14 protein-coding genes are annotated in these 16,249 nt (G+C 72.4%); 7 read left to right on the top strand and 7 right to left on the bottom strand.

The genetic code is table 11. The annotated features are described in order from the left end of the window. Positions 1-17 precede the first annotated feature (17 nt). Together IOD16_RS27585 and IOD16_RS27580 are read right to left on the bottom strand one after the other, a co-directional pair. On the bottom strand, positions 18-941 hold the full coding sequence (locus tag IOD16_RS27585; RefSeq protein WP_123746271.1) for a GNAT family N-acetyltransferase: 924 nt from the start codon (positions 939-941) through the stop codon (positions 18-20). Positions 942-951: 10 nt separating this feature from the next. Further along, positions 952-1,782, bottom strand: coding sequence for a class I SAM-dependent methyltransferase (locus IOD16_RS27580; protein ID WP_123746272.1), 831 nt, complete (start codon positions 1,780-1,782; stop codon positions 952-954). Between the two features lie 190 nt (positions 1,783-1,972). Here IOD16_RS27580 and rpsA point away from each other — a divergent pair, with 190 nt between their 5' ends. The 3 genes from rpsA to coaE all read left to right on the top strand — a co-directional run bounded on the left by rpsA (position 1,973) and on the right by coaE (position 5,423). Beyond that, on the top strand, positions 1,973-3,469 hold the full coding sequence (gene rpsA / locus IOD16_RS27575; RefSeq protein WP_033442914.1) for a 30S ribosomal protein S1: 1,497 nt from the start codon (positions 1,973-1,975) through the stop codon (positions 3,467-3,469). Between the two features lie 141 nt (positions 3,470-3,610). Then, positions 3,611-4,219 (top strand): hypothetical protein, encoded by a 609-nt coding sequence (locus IOD16_RS27570; protein ID WP_236594421.1) that lies wholly within the window; start codon positions 3,611-3,613, stop codon positions 4,217-4,219. A 28-nt stretch (positions 4,220-4,247) separates the two neighbouring features. Then, on the top strand, positions 4,248-5,423 hold the full coding sequence (gene coaE / locus IOD16_RS27565; protein WP_201436693.1) for a dephospho-CoA kinase: 1,176 nt from the start codon (positions 4,248-4,250) through the stop codon (positions 5,421-5,423). Here the strand turns inward: coaE and IOD16_RS27560 are convergent. Together IOD16_RS27560 and IOD16_RS27555 are read right to left on the bottom strand one after the other, a co-directional pair. After that, positions 5,399-5,917: a DUF402 domain-containing protein gene (locus tag IOD16_RS27560; RefSeq protein WP_123746275.1), complete on the bottom strand. Its 519-nt coding sequence runs from the start codon at positions 5,915-5,917 to the stop codon at positions 5,399-5,401. The two genes, coaE and IOD16_RS27560, sit on opposite strands and share 25 nt — an antisense overlap. A 135-nt stretch (positions 5,918-6,052) precedes the next feature. After that, a complete protein-coding gene (locus IOD16_RS27555; RefSeq protein WP_123746276.1) occupies positions 6,053-6,565 on the bottom strand; it encodes a DUF402 domain-containing protein in 513 nt (170 codons plus the stop codon). A 108-nt stretch (positions 6,566-6,673) separates the two neighbouring features. On the opposite strand from IOD16_RS27555, the gene IOD16_RS27550 reads away from it, so the two are divergent. Together IOD16_RS27550 and uvrB are read left to right on the top strand one after the other, a co-directional pair. Further along, entirely contained in the window at positions 6,674-7,963 is a 1,290-nt protein-coding gene (locus tag IOD16_RS27550) for a DUF5685 family protein (RefSeq protein WP_201436692.1), read from the top strand. A 62-nt stretch (positions 7,964-8,025) separates the two neighbouring features. Continuing rightward, complete coding sequence (gene uvrB / locus IOD16_RS27545) at positions 8,026-10,185, top strand: excinuclease ABC subunit UvrB (protein ID WP_170185267.1); 2,160 nt, start codon at positions 8,026-8,028, stop codon at positions 10,183-10,185. Positions 10,186-11,230: 1,045 nt separating this feature from the next. Here uvrB and IOD16_RS27540 read toward each other — a convergent pair. Then, on the bottom strand, positions 11,231-11,620 hold the full coding sequence (locus tag IOD16_RS27540) for a hypothetical protein (RefSeq protein WP_201436691.1): 390 nt from the start codon (positions 11,618-11,620) through the stop codon (positions 11,231-11,233). 34 nt (positions 11,621-11,654) lie between these two features. On the opposite strand from IOD16_RS27540, the gene IOD16_RS27535 reads away from it, so the two are divergent. Both IOD16_RS27535 and IOD16_RS27530 read left to right on the top strand, forming a co-directional pair. Then, positions 11,655-12,008 (top strand): MmcQ/YjbR family DNA-binding protein, encoded by a 354-nt coding sequence (locus tag IOD16_RS27535; RefSeq protein ID WP_201436690.1) that lies wholly within the window; start codon positions 11,655-11,657, stop codon positions 12,006-12,008. A gap of 80 nt (positions 12,009-12,088) precedes the next feature. Further along, entirely contained in the window at positions 12,089-12,358 is a 270-nt protein-coding gene (locus IOD16_RS27530; RefSeq protein ID WP_201436689.1) for a hypothetical protein, read from the top strand. 55 nt (positions 12,359-12,413) lie between these two features. On the opposite strand, the gene IOD16_RS27525 is transcribed toward IOD16_RS27530, so the two are convergent. Both IOD16_RS27525 and IOD16_RS27520 read right to left on the bottom strand, forming a co-directional pair. Beyond that, positions 12,414-13,340 carry an ABC transporter permease gene (locus tag IOD16_RS27525; protein WP_123746281.1) on the bottom strand — a complete coding sequence of 309 codons (927 nt, stop codon included), beginning with the start codon at positions 13,338-13,340 and terminating at the stop codon, positions 12,414-12,416. After that, the gene (locus IOD16_RS27520) at positions 13,337-16,207 is read right to left on the bottom strand and encodes an alpha/beta fold hydrolase (RefSeq protein ID WP_201436688.1); all 2,871 of its coding nucleotides are present in this window, start codon (positions 16,205-16,207) and stop codon (positions 13,337-13,339) included. Before IOD16_RS27520 ends, IOD16_RS27525 begins: the two co-directional genes overlap by 4 nt. Between the last annotated feature and the right edge of the window lie 42 nt (positions 16,208-16,249).

Genomic DNA, 16,249 nt, shown 5'->3' with positions numbered 1-16,249 from the left:
CCGGCGCGGTGTGACGCCTAGCGCAGCGCCCCGGCGGGGCGGACCTCCCACATCGTCCACAGTGGACGATAGCCCTGCCGCGGCCAGAACACCGAGGACAGCGGGTTCGGCGGGTTGTAGTAGAGGTAGGTGCCGACCGTGCCCAGCCGGTGCAGCTCGCGGTGCGCGTGCGCCATCAGCTGGCGGCCCACCCCCGTGCCGCGGGCGGCCGGCAGCACGGACACGCAGTTCACGTAGCCCCAGCGGCCGTGCGGCAACCTCGTCGCCGTCCAGTTGCCCGGCTCCGACGTCACCACCGCGCACTCGGCCAGCGCCACCGCGATGCCGTCCCGCTCGGCCAGCCATGCCGGTCCGCCCGAGGTCAGCCGCTCGGCCAGCGTCCGCCGCTTCAGCGTCACCGCGTCCGGCCGGTGCACCGTCGAGCCCACCATGGACGAGTAGCGCAGCTCGGCCAGCGCCAAGGCCAGCACCGTCTCCAGGTCGGCGCGCGTGGCCCGGCGGATCGTCGCCGTGCCCGTCACCGGCGGGGGAGGGGCCTGCCGCACCGCGACCACGGTCAGCGGCACCAGGCCGTGGTCCAGCAGCGCCCTGGTCGCCTCGGCGTCCCGGCTCGGCCACGTCAGCACGCACGCCGAGTCGCGGTCGGCCGGTCCGAGCAGGTCGAGCCGCTTGCGCCAGGCGCGCAGCAGCGCGTCCATGCCCGCCGCGCCCGCGTTGCCCAGCAGCGGCGTCAGCTCCCACACCTCGGTGGCCGACCAGAGCCGGGCCGGCGACCGCCGGTCGTGCACCTGCCGCTGCAGCACGCCCGCCACGCGGGTGCCGTCCGGCAGCGCCGCGGTGATGACGTCGCCGTCCGGCGGCGCCACCGCGGGCGGCAGCAGCGGGTCGACGCTCGCGAAGCGCGCGCTCTGCGCCTCCATCAGCCCTTGACCGACGGTCATGCCAGGCAGGTTACGGCTTTCGGGTGCGGAAGATCGCGGTGCCCGGGAACAGCCGGCCGCGCAGCGGGCTCCACTGCCCCCACGTGCGGGTGTGCCCGGCGGGCCACTCCGGCTCCACCACGTCCACCAGCTCCAGGCCCGCGCCGACCAGCGCCCGCACGTAGTCCCCGGTGGTCCGGTGGTGCTCCACGTACGTCGCCCGGCCCGAGTCGTCGACCTCCACGTACGGCGTCCGGTCGAAGTACGACTGGGTCACGGTCAGCCCACCCGGTCCCGGGTCGTCCGGGAAAATCCACCGGATCGGGTGAGTCACGGAGAACACCCACGGCGCGCCCGGCCGCAGCACCCGCGCGACCTCGCCGAAGACCTCGCCCACGTCCGCCACGAACGGCACCGCGCCGAACGCCGAGCAGGCCGCGTCGAAGCTGCCCGAGGCGAACGGCAGCTGGTCGGCGCTGGCCTGCACCAGCGGCACGGCCACGCCGGTCGCCGCGTTGGCCGCCACCGCGTGCCGCAGCATCCCGGCCGAGAGGTCGAACGCCACGGCGCGCGCGCCCCGCGCGGTCAGCCACCTGGCGCACGGCGCGGAGCCGCAGCCGACCTCCAGCACCCGGCGTCCGCGCAGGTCACCGAGGTAACCGGCCTCTTCCTCGCGGACACCCTCGGGGCACCACACGAAGTCCGCCGCGCCCAGGAAGTCGCCGTGCTCGGCGTGGTAGTCGTCGGCGTCGGCGTCCCACCACATGCGGTTGGCCGCGCGCGACTCGGCCGCGTCCACGCCCCGCTTGGCGATGCCGGTGGTGCCGAGCGCCAGTTCGGCGCTCGCGTGCTGGTCGGACACACTGCTCCATTCAAGTGTGCCGGTTTGCCCGTCGGGCTCCCGGCCGCGTACGATATCGCCCGCGTAGTGGGTTCGCGCTGTCCTCGATCGGTGATCACTGCAAGTCGGTCTTCGTGGTGGGGCGTGCCCTCCGCGTAGCGTTGAAACCCGCAGGCCACAAACCCCAATCCGTACCGGAGCCACCTACCTAATGTCCACCGACACCACCACTGTCCCGGTTGCCGCTGCGCCGAAGCAGGTCGCCATCAACGATATCGGGACGGAGGAGGACTTCCTCGCCGCTATCGACAAGACGATCAAGTACTTCAACGACGGCGATATCGTCGAGGGCACGATCGTCAAGGTCGACCGGGACGAGGTCCTGCTCGACATCGGCTACAAGACCGAGGGTGTCATCCCCTCGCGCGAGTTGTCGATCAAGCACGACGTCGACCCCAACGAGGTCGTCAAGGTCGGTGACGAGGTCGAGGCTCTTGTTCTCCAGAAGGAGGACAAGGAAGGTCGGCTGATCCTCTCCAAGAAGCGCGCTCAGTACGAGCGCGCCTGGGGCACCATCGAGGCCCTCAAGGAGAAGGACGAGCCCGTCAAGGGCACGGTCATCGAGGTCGTCAAGGGCGGCCTCATCCTGGACATCGGCCTGCGTGGCTTCCTCCCCGCCTCCCTCGTGGAGATGCGTCGCGTCCGCGACCTGCAGCCCTACGTCGGCCGCGAGCTCGAAGCGAAGATCATCGAGCTGGACAAGAACCGCAACAACGTGGTCCTGTCCCGCCGCGCCTGGCTGGAGCAGACCCAGTCCGAGGTCCGCAGCGAGTTCCTCAACCAGCTGCAGAAGGGCCAGGTCCGCAAGGGCGTCGTGTCCTCCATCGTCAACTTCGGCGCCTTCGTGGACCTGGGTGGCGTAGACGGCCTCGTGCACGTCTCGGAGCTGTCCTGGAAGCACATCGACCACCCGTCCGAGGTCGTCGAGGTCGGCCAGGAGGTCACGGTCGAGGTCCTGGACGTCGACATGGAGCGCGAGCGCGTGTCGCTGTCGCTCAAGGCGACGCAGGAAGACCCGTGGCGCCAGTTCGCCCGCACCCACGCGATCGGCCAGATCGTGCCGGGCAAGGTCACCAAGCTCGTCCCGTTCGGCGCGTTCGTCCGGGTGGACGAGGGCATCGAGGGCCTGGTCCACATCTCGGAGCTGGCCGAGCGCCACGTCGAGATCCCGGAGCAGGTCGTGCAGGTCGGCGACGACGTCATGGTCAAGGTCATCGACATCGACCTGGACCGCCGCCGCATCTCGCTGTCGCTCAAGCAGGCCAACGAGGGCTTCACGGTCGACTCCGAGTTCGACCCGACCCAGTACGGCATGGCCGCCGAGTACGACGACCAGGGGAACTACATCTACCCCGAGGGCTTCGACCCGGAGACCCAGGAGTGGCAGGAAGGCTTCGACAAGCAGCGCGAGGAGTGGGAGCGGCAGTACGCCGAGGCCCACACGCGCTACGAGGCCCACATGAAGCAGGTGGCCAAGGCCGCCGCGGCCGAGGAAGAGGCCGCCGGGGAGACGAACTACTCCTCCGGTGGCGAGGCTCCGGCCGCCGCGACCTCGTCCAGCACGGGCGCCCCGGCCCAGGCCGGTGGCACCCTGGCCAGCGACGAGCAGCTGGCCGCGCTCCGCGAGAAGCTGTCGGGCGGCGCCTGAGCAGCACCGGTCGGCGGATCGACGCCGGCTGACTGAACGACCACGATCGCCCCTCGCCCACTTCGGGCGGGGGGCGATCGTCGTTCACTCTTTCGGGGGTGGGTCGGCGTCGACTTGCGCTAAATTGAGAATGCTATGGGCATGCGGACGGCGGTGTTGGCGGCGATGGTGGTGCTCGCGAGCGCGGGCTGCGCCGCCGTGCAGACGCAACCCGTGGCGCAGCCGCAGATCCCGACGATCGTGCCGCCCACGTCGTTCAGCCGGATCCCGCAGATGACCGACCGGCCCCTGCCGGACGACTGCGAGCTGGTCATCCCGGTCGAGCTGTTCAACCAGAAGCTCGGCCGGGAGCTGCCCGGCGAGCTGAAGACGATCATCGGCATCCCGGAGCCGTCGCTCGCCCGCACCGGGAAGATCGACTGCTACTACGGCGTGCCGGAGAAGCAGCCGATCGCCGCCGCGCCCGTGATCATCGGCCTGGCCACGTACGCCGACGAGGCGGCGGCCGGCACCCGGGTCGCCGAGAGCGTGGCCGCCGAGCGCGAGGACGGCGCGACCGTCCGCGAGGTCGATGTGGGCAAGAAGAAGGGCCAGTTCATCAGCAGCAAGGACGAGCGGTTGGTCCTGGGTTCGCTGGGCAAGACCACGTACGTGGCCCGGGTGAAGCTCGGCGTGCTGCCCGACGACGCGGTCGCGGGCGTCCTCGCCGCCCTGGCGCAGCAGTCGATGACCCCCGTCGAAGGGGCCTGAAGATCCTTCACGTGGCAGGCTGGACGGCATGTTGCGCGTGGGGCTCTCCGGGGGCATCGGGTCGGGCAAGTCGACGGTGGCGGGCAGGCTCGCCGAGCACGGCGCGGTGGTGATCGACGCCGACCGGCTGGCCCGCGAGGTCCTCGAACCCGGCACCGACGGGCTGCGCGAGGTCGTCGAGGCGTTCGGCGCGGACGTGCTCGGCGCGGACGGCGCGCTGGACCGGCCCGCCCTCGCGGCGAAGGTGTTCGGCGACGAGCAGGCCCTGACCACGCTCAACGGCATCACGCACCCGAGGATCGCGGCCCGCACGGGCGAGCTGATCGCCGCCGCGCCCGCGGACGCGATCGTCGTGCACGACGTCCCGCTGCTGGTGGAGAAGGACATGGCGCCGCTCTACCACCTGGTGGTGATCGTGCACGCGGACCTGGACCAGCGGCTCGTCCGGCTGCGCGACCGGGGCATGGCCGAGGAGGACGCGCGGCGGCGCATCGCCGCGCAGGCCGACGACGAGCGCCGCCGGGCCGTGGCGGACGTGTGGCTGGACAACTCCGGCACACCCGACCTGGTGCTGGCGCGGGTCGACGCGCTGTGGGCGGACCGGCTGGTGCGGTACGAGTCGAACATCCGGCTGCGCCGCTACGCCTCGGGCGCGCCGATCGTGGTGCCCTACGACGAGACCTGGCCGGTGCAGGCGGCGCGGATCGCGGCGCGCATCCGGCTCGCCGCGGGTGGCCGCGTGGTCGAGCACATCGGCTCCACGTCCGTGCCCGGTCTCGCGGCGAAGGACGTGCTGGACTTCCAGCTCGGCGTGACGTCGTTGGCGGAGGCCGCGGAGCTGGAGGAGGCGCTGGCGCAGGCGGGCTTCCCGAGCCTCGGCGCAAGCGAGGACAGCGTGAAGTACGAGGGCGACGCGCCGGAGGACTGGCACAAGCGGCTGCACGCGGGCGCGGACCCGGGACGGCGGGTCAACCTGCACGTGCGGGTGGAGGGCGGCCCGGCGTGGAACTGGGCGCTGCGGTTCCGCGACTGGCTGCGGGCCGACGCGGCGGCGCGGGACGAGTACGCGGCGTTGAAGCTGGAGCTGGCGGAGAAGCACCGGGGTGACGCGGACGGTTTCGCCTACGGCGAGTCGAAGGAGCCGTGGATGGCCGCCGCGACCGCGCGGGTGGACGCGTTCTACAGGGACGGCCAGACGTCGTAGATGCCCCGGTGGGTCAGCCACGAGCCGAGGTCGTGCCGGTGGAGGCTGACTTCCTCCAGGGTGCGGTGCACGGTGCGCAGCGCCTGGTCGGCGTCGAGGGGGCCGAGGACGCGGCCGGCGACGGCGGCGGCGAACTCCTCGCAGTGCACGATCCGCGCGGTCGTGCCGCCGGGCACGGCCAGGCCGAGGAGCAGGTCGGTGGTGCGCCACGCCCGGCCGTCGCGCTGCACGCGGACCGCGCTGAGCACGCTCGGGCCGCTGCGCGCGTGTCGGGACCGGGGCCGGTGGTGCGTCAGCCGCAGCCCGAGCGCGGGCATCAACCAGGTGACCTCCGAATCGGAGAACGGGTCCTCCGGTGTCGGGCACTCCAGCCGCAGGCCCCACGGCTCCACCCGACACGTGGACAGGTGCCGCGACATGCCGCTGGAGTAGCTGCGAACTGCGCTGACGGTGTCGACCACGTCGACGAGCTGAGGTGTGATGACCGCTCCCACGCGACCCAACGTAGACGCAGATGTGTCCTTGGTAACTATCGGGTTTGATTCGTTATATCACGGTCTGTGGTGGAAGCGGTCTCTATCGGGTGACGGACACGGATGGCGGTTGACCAGCGAGTGTGACGGTCTGTATTACCGCCGACGCCAGGTGGTGATCGTTCCCTGAGCCGCCAGCCACCGCACCGCGTCGTGGTCGTGCGCGGCGATGCCGGCCACCGCGCGGTAGGTCGTCTCCAGCGCCCACTGCGCCCGGTCGGCCTGGATGAGCCCGTGGTCCAGCGCCGTGAGCAGCTCGTCGGTGTCCAGCACGGTCACGCTGCGGCCCGTGCGCACGACCAGGTCGAGGTACAGGTCGACGGTCTTCCACACCGAGCCGCTGGAGCTGATCTCGACCACGTCCACGTAGAGGTCGTAGTCGCGCTCGTGGCCGGGGTGCCAGGACTGCCGGGTCACGCGCAGGCCGTGCGCGGGCAGCAGCCACGACTCGAAGTGCGACAGGTGGGGGTGGCCGGGGACCGGGCGGGACATGTAGAGGCCGTGCCCGGTCAGCCGGTACTCCTCGACGCCGCGCAGGTGGCCCTTGGGGTCGGTGTTGCTCTTGGCGTCGAGGTCGAAGTACTCGATCTTCGGCGGGTGGATGTGCATGCGGGTCCCGGCGGCACTGGACGTCACGGCGCCGACCTTAAGCACCGATACCGGCGGAACGCTCCTTTCTGTCACCCAAAAGTATGATGATCCCTTACTCTTCCCGCCATGTTCGGCATCATCCGCCCCTGTCGCAACCGCCTGGGCCCCGAGCTGCGCGAGTCGTGGCTGGCGCACCTGTGCGGGCTGTGCCTGGCGCTGCGCGACGACCACGGCCACCTCGCCCGCGTGGTCACCAACTACGACGGCCTGGTCATCTCCGCCCTGGTGGAGGCGCAGGCCGGGCGGTCGCGGCGCTCCGCCGGGCCGTGCGCCCTGAGGGGCATGCAGTCGGCTGACGTCGCCGTGGGCACGGGCGCGCGCCTGGCCGCCTCGGTGTCCCTGGTGCTGGCCTCGGCGAAGGTCGGCGACCACGTGGACGACCGCGACGGCGTGTTCGCGCGGGCCCCGATGCGCGGTGTCGGCAGGCAGGTGGCGCGGCGGTGGGCGGCGCAGGCCTCGGAGACGGGCCTGGACCTGGGGTTCGACACGGCGGTCCTGGTGGACGCCGTGCGGCGGCAGTCCTCGGTGGAGGCCTCGGCGGCGCCGGGGTCGTCGGTGCTGACCGTGACGGAGCCGACCGAGACGGCGGCGGGCGAGGCCGTGGCGCAGACCGCGGTGCTGGCCGGGCGGCCGGGCAACGCGGCGGCGTTGCGGGAGGTCGGGCGGCTGTTCGGCAGGTTGGCGCACCTGCTGGACGCGGTGGAGGACCTGGGGGAGGACCGGGCGTCCGGCGCCTGGAACCCGCTGGTCGCCACCGGCACGACCCCGGAGGAGGCGCGGCGGCTGTGCGACGACGCGGCGCTGGGCATCGAGCTCGCGATGAAGGAGGTCGAGTTCGCCGACGACCGGCTGGTGCACGTGCTGCTGGTGCACGAGGTGCGGGAGTCGATCCGGCGGGCGTTCGGCGACCCCCACTCGCACGGGCACACCCCGTCACCGCCGCCCGGTCGGCAGCCCGCGCCGGGCATGTACCCGCCGCCCGCGCAGGCCGGTCGTCCCCAGGGGCAGCCCGGCCCGCACCACGGCAGCGCGCCACCGCCGGGTCACGTGCCGCCGCCCTCCGCCCCCGGCCGCGGCGGTCCGCCGGAGCCGCCGCGCGGCGGCAAGAAGGGCAAGCGCGGCGGCGAGCCCCCGCGCCCCGGCAGCGGGCTGTGGTGCTGGCCCAAGCTGAAGACGCCGCCGGTGACCCGCGGGGTGCTCCTGGGGTGCCTCGCCGTGCTGTACCAGTGCGGCACGTGCCAGTACTGCTGCCGCGACCCGTACCCCGGGCCGTTCAGCGGCAAGCCCCGCGAGGGCTGGTGCAACTGCGACTGCGGTCCGGGCTGCGACTGCGGCGGGTGCGACTGCAACTGCTGATCAAGGGCCGCTGACCTGGGCCGGATCGGAAATTGTCGTACCCCCGGCGTACCGTCGTACCCGTGGCTTTCCCAACCGAGATCCCGGTCAAGGCGCACTCGTCGCACCGCCCCGTCGGGGACATCCCCCGCACCGACGGGCAGTTCCGCGTGGTCAGCGACTACCAGCCCGCGGGCGACCAGCCCGCGGCGATCGCGGACCTCGAGCGGCGGGTGCGGGCCGGTGAGAAGGACGTCGTCCTGCTCGGCGCGACCGGCACGGGCAAGTCGGCCACCACGGCGTGGCTGGTGGAGAAGGTGCAGCGGCCCACGCTGGTGATGGCGCCGAACAAGACGCTGGCCGCGCAGCTGGCGAACGAGCTGAAGGGGTACTTCCCGGACAACGCGGTGGAGTACTTCGTCAGCTACTACGACTACTACCAGCCCGAGGCGTACATCCCGCAGACCGACACCTACATCGAGAAGGACTCGTCGGTCAACGAGGACGTCGAACGGCTGCGCCACTCGGCCACGATGAGCCTGCTCACCCGGCGGGACGTGATCGTGGTCGCGTCCGTGTCGTGCATCTACGGCCTCGGCACGCCCCAGTCGTACCTGGACCGGTCGATCAAGCTGGAGGTCGGCGCGGAGGTCGAGCGCGACCTGCTGCTGCGCGCCCTGGTCGACATCCAGTACACGCGCAACGACATCGCGTTCAACCGCGGCACGTTCCGCGTGCGCGGCGACACGGTGGAGATCATCCCGGCGTACGAGGAGCTGGCGCTGCGGGTCGAGTTCTTCGGCGACGAGATCGACAAGCTGTACTACCTGCACCCCCTGACCGGCGACGTGGTCAAGGAGGTCGAGGAGCTGCGCATCTTCCCGGCCACCCACTACGTGGCGGGCCCGGAGCGCATGGAGAAGGCGATCCGCAACATCGAGCTGGAGCTGGCCGAGCGGCTGGCCACGCTGGAGCGGCAGGGCAAGCTGCTGGAGGCGCAGCGGCTGCGCATGCGCACCGCCTACGACATCGAGATGATGCGCCAGGTCGGCTTCTGCAACGGCATCGAGAACTACTCGCGCCACATCGACGACCGCGGCCCCGGCACCGCGCCCGCGACCCTCATCGACTACTTCCCGGACGACTTCCTGCTGGTCATCGACGAGTCGCACGTGACCGTGCCGCAGATCGGCGGCATGTACGAGGGCGACGCCTCGCGCAAGCGCAACCTGGTCGAGCACGGTTTCCGCCTGCCGAGCGCGATGGACAACCGCCCGTTGACCTGGGAGGAGTTCGCCGACCGGATCGGTCAGACGGTGTACCTGTCGGCCACGCCCGGCCCGTACGAGATGGGCCAGACCGGCGGCGAGTTCGTCGAGCAGGTCATCCGCCCGACCGGCCTGGTCGACCCGGAGGTCGTGGTCAAGCCGACCGAGGGCCAGATCGACGACCTGGTGCACGAGATCCGGGTGCGGGCCGAGCGCGACGAGCGGGTCCTGGTCACCACGCTGACCAAGAAGATGGCCGAGGACCTGACCGACTACCTGCTGGAGCTGGGCATCCGCGTGCGGTACCTGCACTCGGAGGTCGACACGCTGCGCCGGGTCGAGCTGCTGCGGCAGCTGCGCCTGGGCGAGTACGACGTGCTGATCGGCATCAACCTGCTGCGCGAGGGCCTCGACCTGCCCGAGGTGTCGCTGGTCGCGATCCTCGACGCGGACAAGGAAGGCTTCCTCCGCTCGGGCACCAGCCTGATCCAGACCATCGGCCGCGCGGCCCGCAACGTGTCCGGCGAGGTCCACATGTACGCGGACCGGATCACCGACTCGATGCGGCACGCGATCGAGGAGACCAACCGCAGGCGGGCCAAGCAGGTCGCCTACAACGAGGAACGCGGCCTCGACCCGCAGCCGCTGCGGAAGAAGATCACCGACATCCTGGAGCAGGTGTACGCCGAGGCGGAGGACGCCATCGCTCCCGGCGGCTCCGGCCGCAACACTTCGCGCGGCAAGAAGCCGACCGGCGACCCGGGCGCCAACGGCCGCGCCGGCTCCGGCGTCCTGACCGACCGCGACACCGGCACCATGGCCCGCTCGGAACTGGCCGACCTGGTGCAGCAGCTGACCGACCAGATGATGAACGCGGCCCGCGAGCTGCAGTTCGAACTGGCCGCCCGCCTGCGTGACGAGATCCAGGACCTGAAGAAGGAACTGCGCGGCATGGACGCCGCCGGCGTCAAGTGACCAACCGGCCGCCGGGGCCACCCACCCCGGCGGTCCCCGTCATCCCGAGCACCCCGCCCCACCCCGGCCGCCCCGGACCTTCCCGACCACCACCCGAACGTCCGCCCCTGCCCTCGCCACTCTCCCGGCCGCCTGCACCTGCCCTCCAGGTCACACCCGGACCCGGCATCCGTCCTGCGCCCCTGCGCACACGGCCTTGGACTTCACCGACCTGCCGTCGCGCATCGGCCCTCGCCGCCCGCCGCGCCCCCACCCGTTCTGCCTGCTCATCGGCACGCCTCCGGCCTCCAGCGGTCGCCCGTGACCGCTGCGGAACCCCCCTGCCGCATCCTCAGCCGTCTGCACCTGTCCGCCGGGGCGCGCCCGACTCCGGTGTCCGCCCTGCGCCTGCACGGCCTCAGCTTCACCGACCGGTCAGCGCGGCCCGGCCCTTCCGCCCACCGCGTCCTCGACCGTTCCCCCTGCTTATCGGCGCGCCTCTGGCCTCCAGCGGTCGGCCGTGACGGCGGCCGGAACCTCCCTGCCGCGTCCTCGGCCCTCTGCGCCTTTCTGTCGGGGCGCGCCCGAGCCCGGTGTTCGCCGTGCGCCCTGTGCGCGCGGCCTTGGCTTCATCGGCCGGTCAGCGGCCCGGCCCTTCCACCCGCCGCGCTCTCAACCGTTCTGCCTGCTTGCGGGATTCTTTCGGCCCCTGGCGGTCGGCCGCCTGTGCCTGTCCGCCGGGGCGCGCCCGAGCCCGGTGTCACTCTGCCGTCCAGTGGGCGCGGCCTTGGCTTCACGGCCTGTCATCACGCGTCGGCTTTGCCGACCGCGCGTCCACGGCCGTCTGAGCCTGTCCGGTGAGCCCGCCCGAGCTCGGTGTCCGCTCCGCAGGCCCGTGGGCGCGGCCTTGGGGTCGCCGATCTTTCAGCGCGGCTTTGCGCTTGCCTCGACCGTCGTGCCCTCGACCGTTCTCCCCGCTTATCGGGTGCCTTGGCCAACCGCATTTCTGGCCGTTCCCGGCCTGCCCATCCGCCGGGGGCACACCCGGCCCGGGGTGGACAGATCGTCAACCTGCCAGCGCGGCCCGCACCTTGCCGACCACGGCGCTCTCGGCCGCTCCCACCCGGCCGTCCGCGGAAGCGACCTCTTCGCACACCGCGAGCACCGCGGCCGGGAAGGTACTTGCCGCTTCCGGTGTCCGCGCCGCCACGATCCCGACCGAGCGCCGCAACGCCGCCAGCACGCCGGCTTCCACGTCGGCCGTGGAGCCGTCGGGCAGCTCCGGCGGCGCCGCGCCCAGCACCTGGCGCAGCAGCGGCGGGAAGGTGGACATCGCGCGGATGCCCGCGTGGCTCTCCTCGTCCAGCGCGCCGGGCTCGGCCGTGGACACCAGCACCATCGCGCCGAAGACGGCCGTGCGCAGGGTCCGGCTCTCCTCGTCCGTGTAGACAGTCACGTGACCACCTTAAATGCCGGGTTAACGTGACGTCATGACGTTGGACGACGTGATCGAGCACTGCCTGGCCAAGCCCGGAGCCGAGGAGACCTACCCGTTCGGCGACGGCGAGCTGTGCTGCAAGGTCGGCGGCAAGATCTTCGCGTTCATCGGGCTCGACGGCGGCACGGTCGGCGTGAAGTCGGGCGCCACGGCGGAGGAAGCGGGGCAGTGGCGGGAGCGCTACCCCGACGACATCACGACCAGCGCCTACATCGGGCGCCACGGGTGGAACCGCGTCCGGATCGACGGGGCGGTGCCCGAGGACGAGCTGCGGGACCTGCTCGACCAGTCCTACGACGTCATCGTGGCCAAGCTGCCCAAGTCGAAGCGACCGGCGCCCTCCTAGGCGCGGGTCCGCCGGACGGCGGGGCCGAGGACTCCGAGCGGTCCCGTGCGGTGGACCTCCAGCACCCCGAGACTGGGACCATGCGACTTCGTCGGGTCCTCCGGTGCGCGGCCCTCGTCCTCGGCCTCGGCGCGGCCGCCGCGGTCACCGGCGCGCCGGCGGCGTCCGCCGACGCCGCGGACTGCCACTTCTACCTGCTCCTGCAAGGTCACGGCGGGGTGATCGTCGACAGCGCGTGCGGGTTCGGCGAGGACGGCAACGTGGAGACGTGCGAGTCGATCCTGGTGTGGGCGAACGTGACACCGCAGGCGGTCGTCGACGAGGCCTGCCGCCTGGCTTCCCTGCCGTGACGAGCGACGGCGCACCGGGGAAGTCCCCGGTGCGCCGTCAACCACGACCCCGACCTCAGCTGGTGATGTCCTTGCGCGCGAACTTCCGCGCCGCCAGGAGGGTGAAGAACGCCCCGTACGCCAGGGCGGAGAACGTGCCCTTCGCCATCTGCGCCCAGTCGACGTCCGACGACAGCAGGTCCGCCCACGCCAACGCGTAGTGCGTCGGCAGGTAGTCCCGCAGCCCTTCCAGCGCGGTGATCTGGTCGAGGATCTGCGACACGATCGACGCCAGCACCGCGCCGCCCACCGCGCCGAGCGGCGCGTCCGTGGACACCGACAGGTACAGCGCCAGCCCGGCCACCCAGAACAGGTGGATCGAGATGTAGACCACGGCCAGCGCCACCCCGTAGACGCCGGCGCCGAACGAGGCGGCCTCACCGGTGGGCGACACGGCCTCGCCGGCCCCGTACCAGATCACGCCGACGACCAGGGCCACCGCGGGCAGCAGCGCCAGCGCGAACACCGACATCAGCCCGGACGCCATGGCCTTGCGCCGCAGCAGCCGGTGCCGGGGGATCGGCGCGGCCAGCAGGTACTTCAACGACGACCACGACGCCTCGCTCGCGATCGTGTCGCCGAAGAACAGCGCCACGATCATCGGCAGCAGGAAGCTGCCGCTGACGAACAGCGTCAGGATCACGAAGTTCACGCCGCTGGCCGTGGCCAGGTCGACGAACCCACCCGCCCGCCGGTTCGGCGACGACTGGCCCAGCTCGAACGCCACCACCAGGATGAACGGCAGCAGCACCAGGAAACCCAGCACCAGCTGCGTCCGCCTGCGGCGCAGCTGCCGCACCAGCTCGACCCGCACGGGCAACGTCCGCCCGGCCCGGTACCCGACCTTCGACCCGTCCGGCGCGACCGACGAGTGCTCGGCCTCCGCGGCGTCCGTCAGATCGGAGATCGCGGCCGGATCGGTGTGCACACCGTTCTCGCTCATTCGCCCACCAACTCGAGGAACGCGTCTTCCAACCGGCGGCGCGGACCGGCTTGGTCCACCGCCACGCCCGCGGCGACCAGCGCCTGCAACGCCGTCGCGCGGGGAGTGCCGTTGAGGCTCGCGTGGACCTGCTCGCCGTCGACGTGCACGTCGTGCACGCCCGACAGGCTCCGCAGCACGGTGGCCGCCTCGTCGGGCCGGTCGACCTTGAAGCTCGCCTCGCCGCCGCCCGTCGCGATCTCGTCGACCGGACCGGCCGCGACCAGCGAACCCTTGTGCATCACGACCACGTGCGTGCACGTCTGCTCGACCTCGGCGAGCAGGTGGGACGACACCAGCACGGTGCGCCCGGCCGCCGCGTAGCGGCGCAGCACCTCGCGCATCTGGTGGATCTGGGGCGGGTCGAGCCCGTTGGTCGGCTCGTCGAGCACCAGCAGGTCCGGCAGGCCGAGCATGGCCTGCGCGATCGCCAGCCGCTGCCGCATGCCCTGGCTGTAGGTCCGCACGCGCCGCCGCACGGCGTTGCCCAGGCCCGCGATCTCCAGGGCTTCCTCGACGTGCGCCTGCTCCAGCGGACGGCCGGTGGCCGCCCAGTACAGCCGCAGGTTCTCCGCGCCGGACAGGTGCGGCAGGAAACCGGAGCCCTCCACGAACGACCCGATCCGCGACAGCACCGGCGCGCCCGGCACGATCCGGTGGCCGAACACCCTGATGCCGCCCTCGGTGGGCCGGATCAGGCCCATCAGCATGCGCAGCGTGGTCGTCTTGCCCGCGCCGTTGGGCCCGAGCAGGCCCAGCACCTGGCCGTGCTCCACCCGGAACGACAGGTCCTTCACCGCGACGAACCCGCCGGGGTAGGACTTGCTCAGGTTCTCGATCACCAGCGGCACCGACTCGAGCTCCGGGTCGACGTCCGCGGTCAGCCTGCGGCGGAACCACGCGACCACGCCCGCGATCACGCAGATGATCAGCACGATCGCGATGCCCCACAGCGCGCCGGTCGGCACCTCGCTGGTCGCGTTCACACCCGCCACCACCGGCACCGACAGCGCGGGCGAGGCCAGCGAGATCCGGTACGCGGCGGGCTCGGCGGCGTTCGAGTACGCCATGTCGGTGGTCGACACGACCAGCTGGAACCGGTGGTCGGCCTCGACGGGGCGCACCGCGCCGGGCAGGGTCACGGTGACCTCGACCGGCGTGCCGTCGGCGGGCAGGTCGGCCACCCGCACCGGCGCGACCGCCGAGCCGGGCAGCGTCCGCACGCCGCTCGCGTCGGCGTCGTACAGCTTCACGAACAGCACCGCGCCCTCGGCGGGCACCGGCTGGCCGGGCACGGCGGCCACGCGCAGCCGCACGGTGGACGCGCCGGTCAGCAGCGTCTGCGCGGTCTGCGGCTCGCTCTGGAACACCGCCGCCTGGCCGGGCAGGTCGATCGACAGCCGCGACGACAGCGAGCTGGACCGCGACACCACCGACCCGAGGCCGGGCAGGCTGGACACGGCCGCCGGGTTGCCGCCCGCCGGGTTGACCACGACCTGCTCGCGGCCGGTCAACGGCACGTCCCGGCGCTCGACGCCCGCGGAGCCGCCGAGGCCCGGGTAGGCGGGGGCGACGACGTTGCGCAACGACGGCGTCCCGCTGCTGCGGAACGCGCCGACCACGGTGTACTCGAAGCCGGTGCCGGGGTCGCTGCCCTTGCCCTCCAGGTGGAACGACATCCAGTCGGCGATCTGGCCGCGCAGCTCCGGGCCGGGCGAGCCGCCGTCGTGGCCGCCCGAGTACCAGACGACCTTGACCTTCGCGCCGTTCGCGGCGATCTGGCGGGCGTTGGCGTCGGCCTGGTCGAGGCCGAACAGGGTGTCCTGCTCGCCCTGGACCAGCATCGTCGGCTGGGTGATCCGGCTCGCCACCGCCGACGGCGACGCGCGCCGCAGCACCTCCAGGGTCTGCGGCCCGGCCTTGCCGGTGGTCGCGACCTCGGTGTACGCGGCGCACACGTCGGCCTGGAAGCGGCCGCACGCGCCGTTCAGCGGCCCGGCCGGTCGGGCGTTGTCACCCTGCGGCTGGGGGGTGGTGACCGCGGCGGCGGCGTTGTCGGCGCCCTGGGCGTCGTCGTCCTGACCGGGCTCGGCGGCCTCCTGGCCGGGGTTCGCGGCGTCCGCGCCGGACAGGCCGGCGGAGAAGAAGATGCCTGCCCACGACCGCTTGAACACGCCCTCGTCGGCGAACGCGCCCGCCGCCGGGGTGGCGGTCGACACGTCCTCGGCGCGCGCCGAGTTCGGCAGCAGCGCCTGGGCCAGGTCGTTGTAGGTGATGACGGGCGCGATGGTGTCGACCCGGGGGTCGACGCCGGCCAGCGACAGGGCGAGCGCGCCACCGTAGGAGCCGCCGGTCACCCCCACCTTCGGGTCTCCGGCGCGGTCGGTCACGACCTCTTCGCGGGTGGCCAGCCAGTCGAGCAGCTTCTGGGCGTCGCGGACCTCGTGGTCGACGGAGTTCAGGGCGATCTGGCCGGTGCTGCGGCCGAAGCCGCGCGCCGAGTAGGTCAGCACGACGAACCCGCGCTGGGCCAGTTCGGTGGCCTGGCCGGCGACACTGGCCTTGCTGCCGCCGAAGCCGTGCGGCAGCAGGACGGCGGGCGCGGGTGTGCGTTCGGGCAGGTACAGGGTGGTGTCGATCTGCACGGTGCGGTCGCTGTCCGGACTTTCCGGCACGTCGATCACCGCGTCGCGGGTGCTCACCGGGGCTGGGTCGTCCCCCTGGCGCGTGAAGACCACGATGGCGCCCACCAGGGCGACCAGCACGACCAGCGCGGGGAGCGACCACCTGCCGCGGAGGCGGTTGAGGGAGGCCACGGAGTTGACCATAGGCGTGATTAGCTGAGAACGGGCTGTCAGCACGGCCTCGCG

The organism is Saccharothrix sp. 6-C, from assembly GCF_016695385.1.
Taxonomy (GTDB): Bacteria; Actinomycetota; Actinomycetes; order Mycobacteriales; family Pseudonocardiaceae; genus Actinosynnema; species Actinosynnema texasense.
The sequence above is the reverse complement of the archived record's forward strand: the minus strand, read 5'-3'. Positions and strand labels throughout refer to the sequence as shown.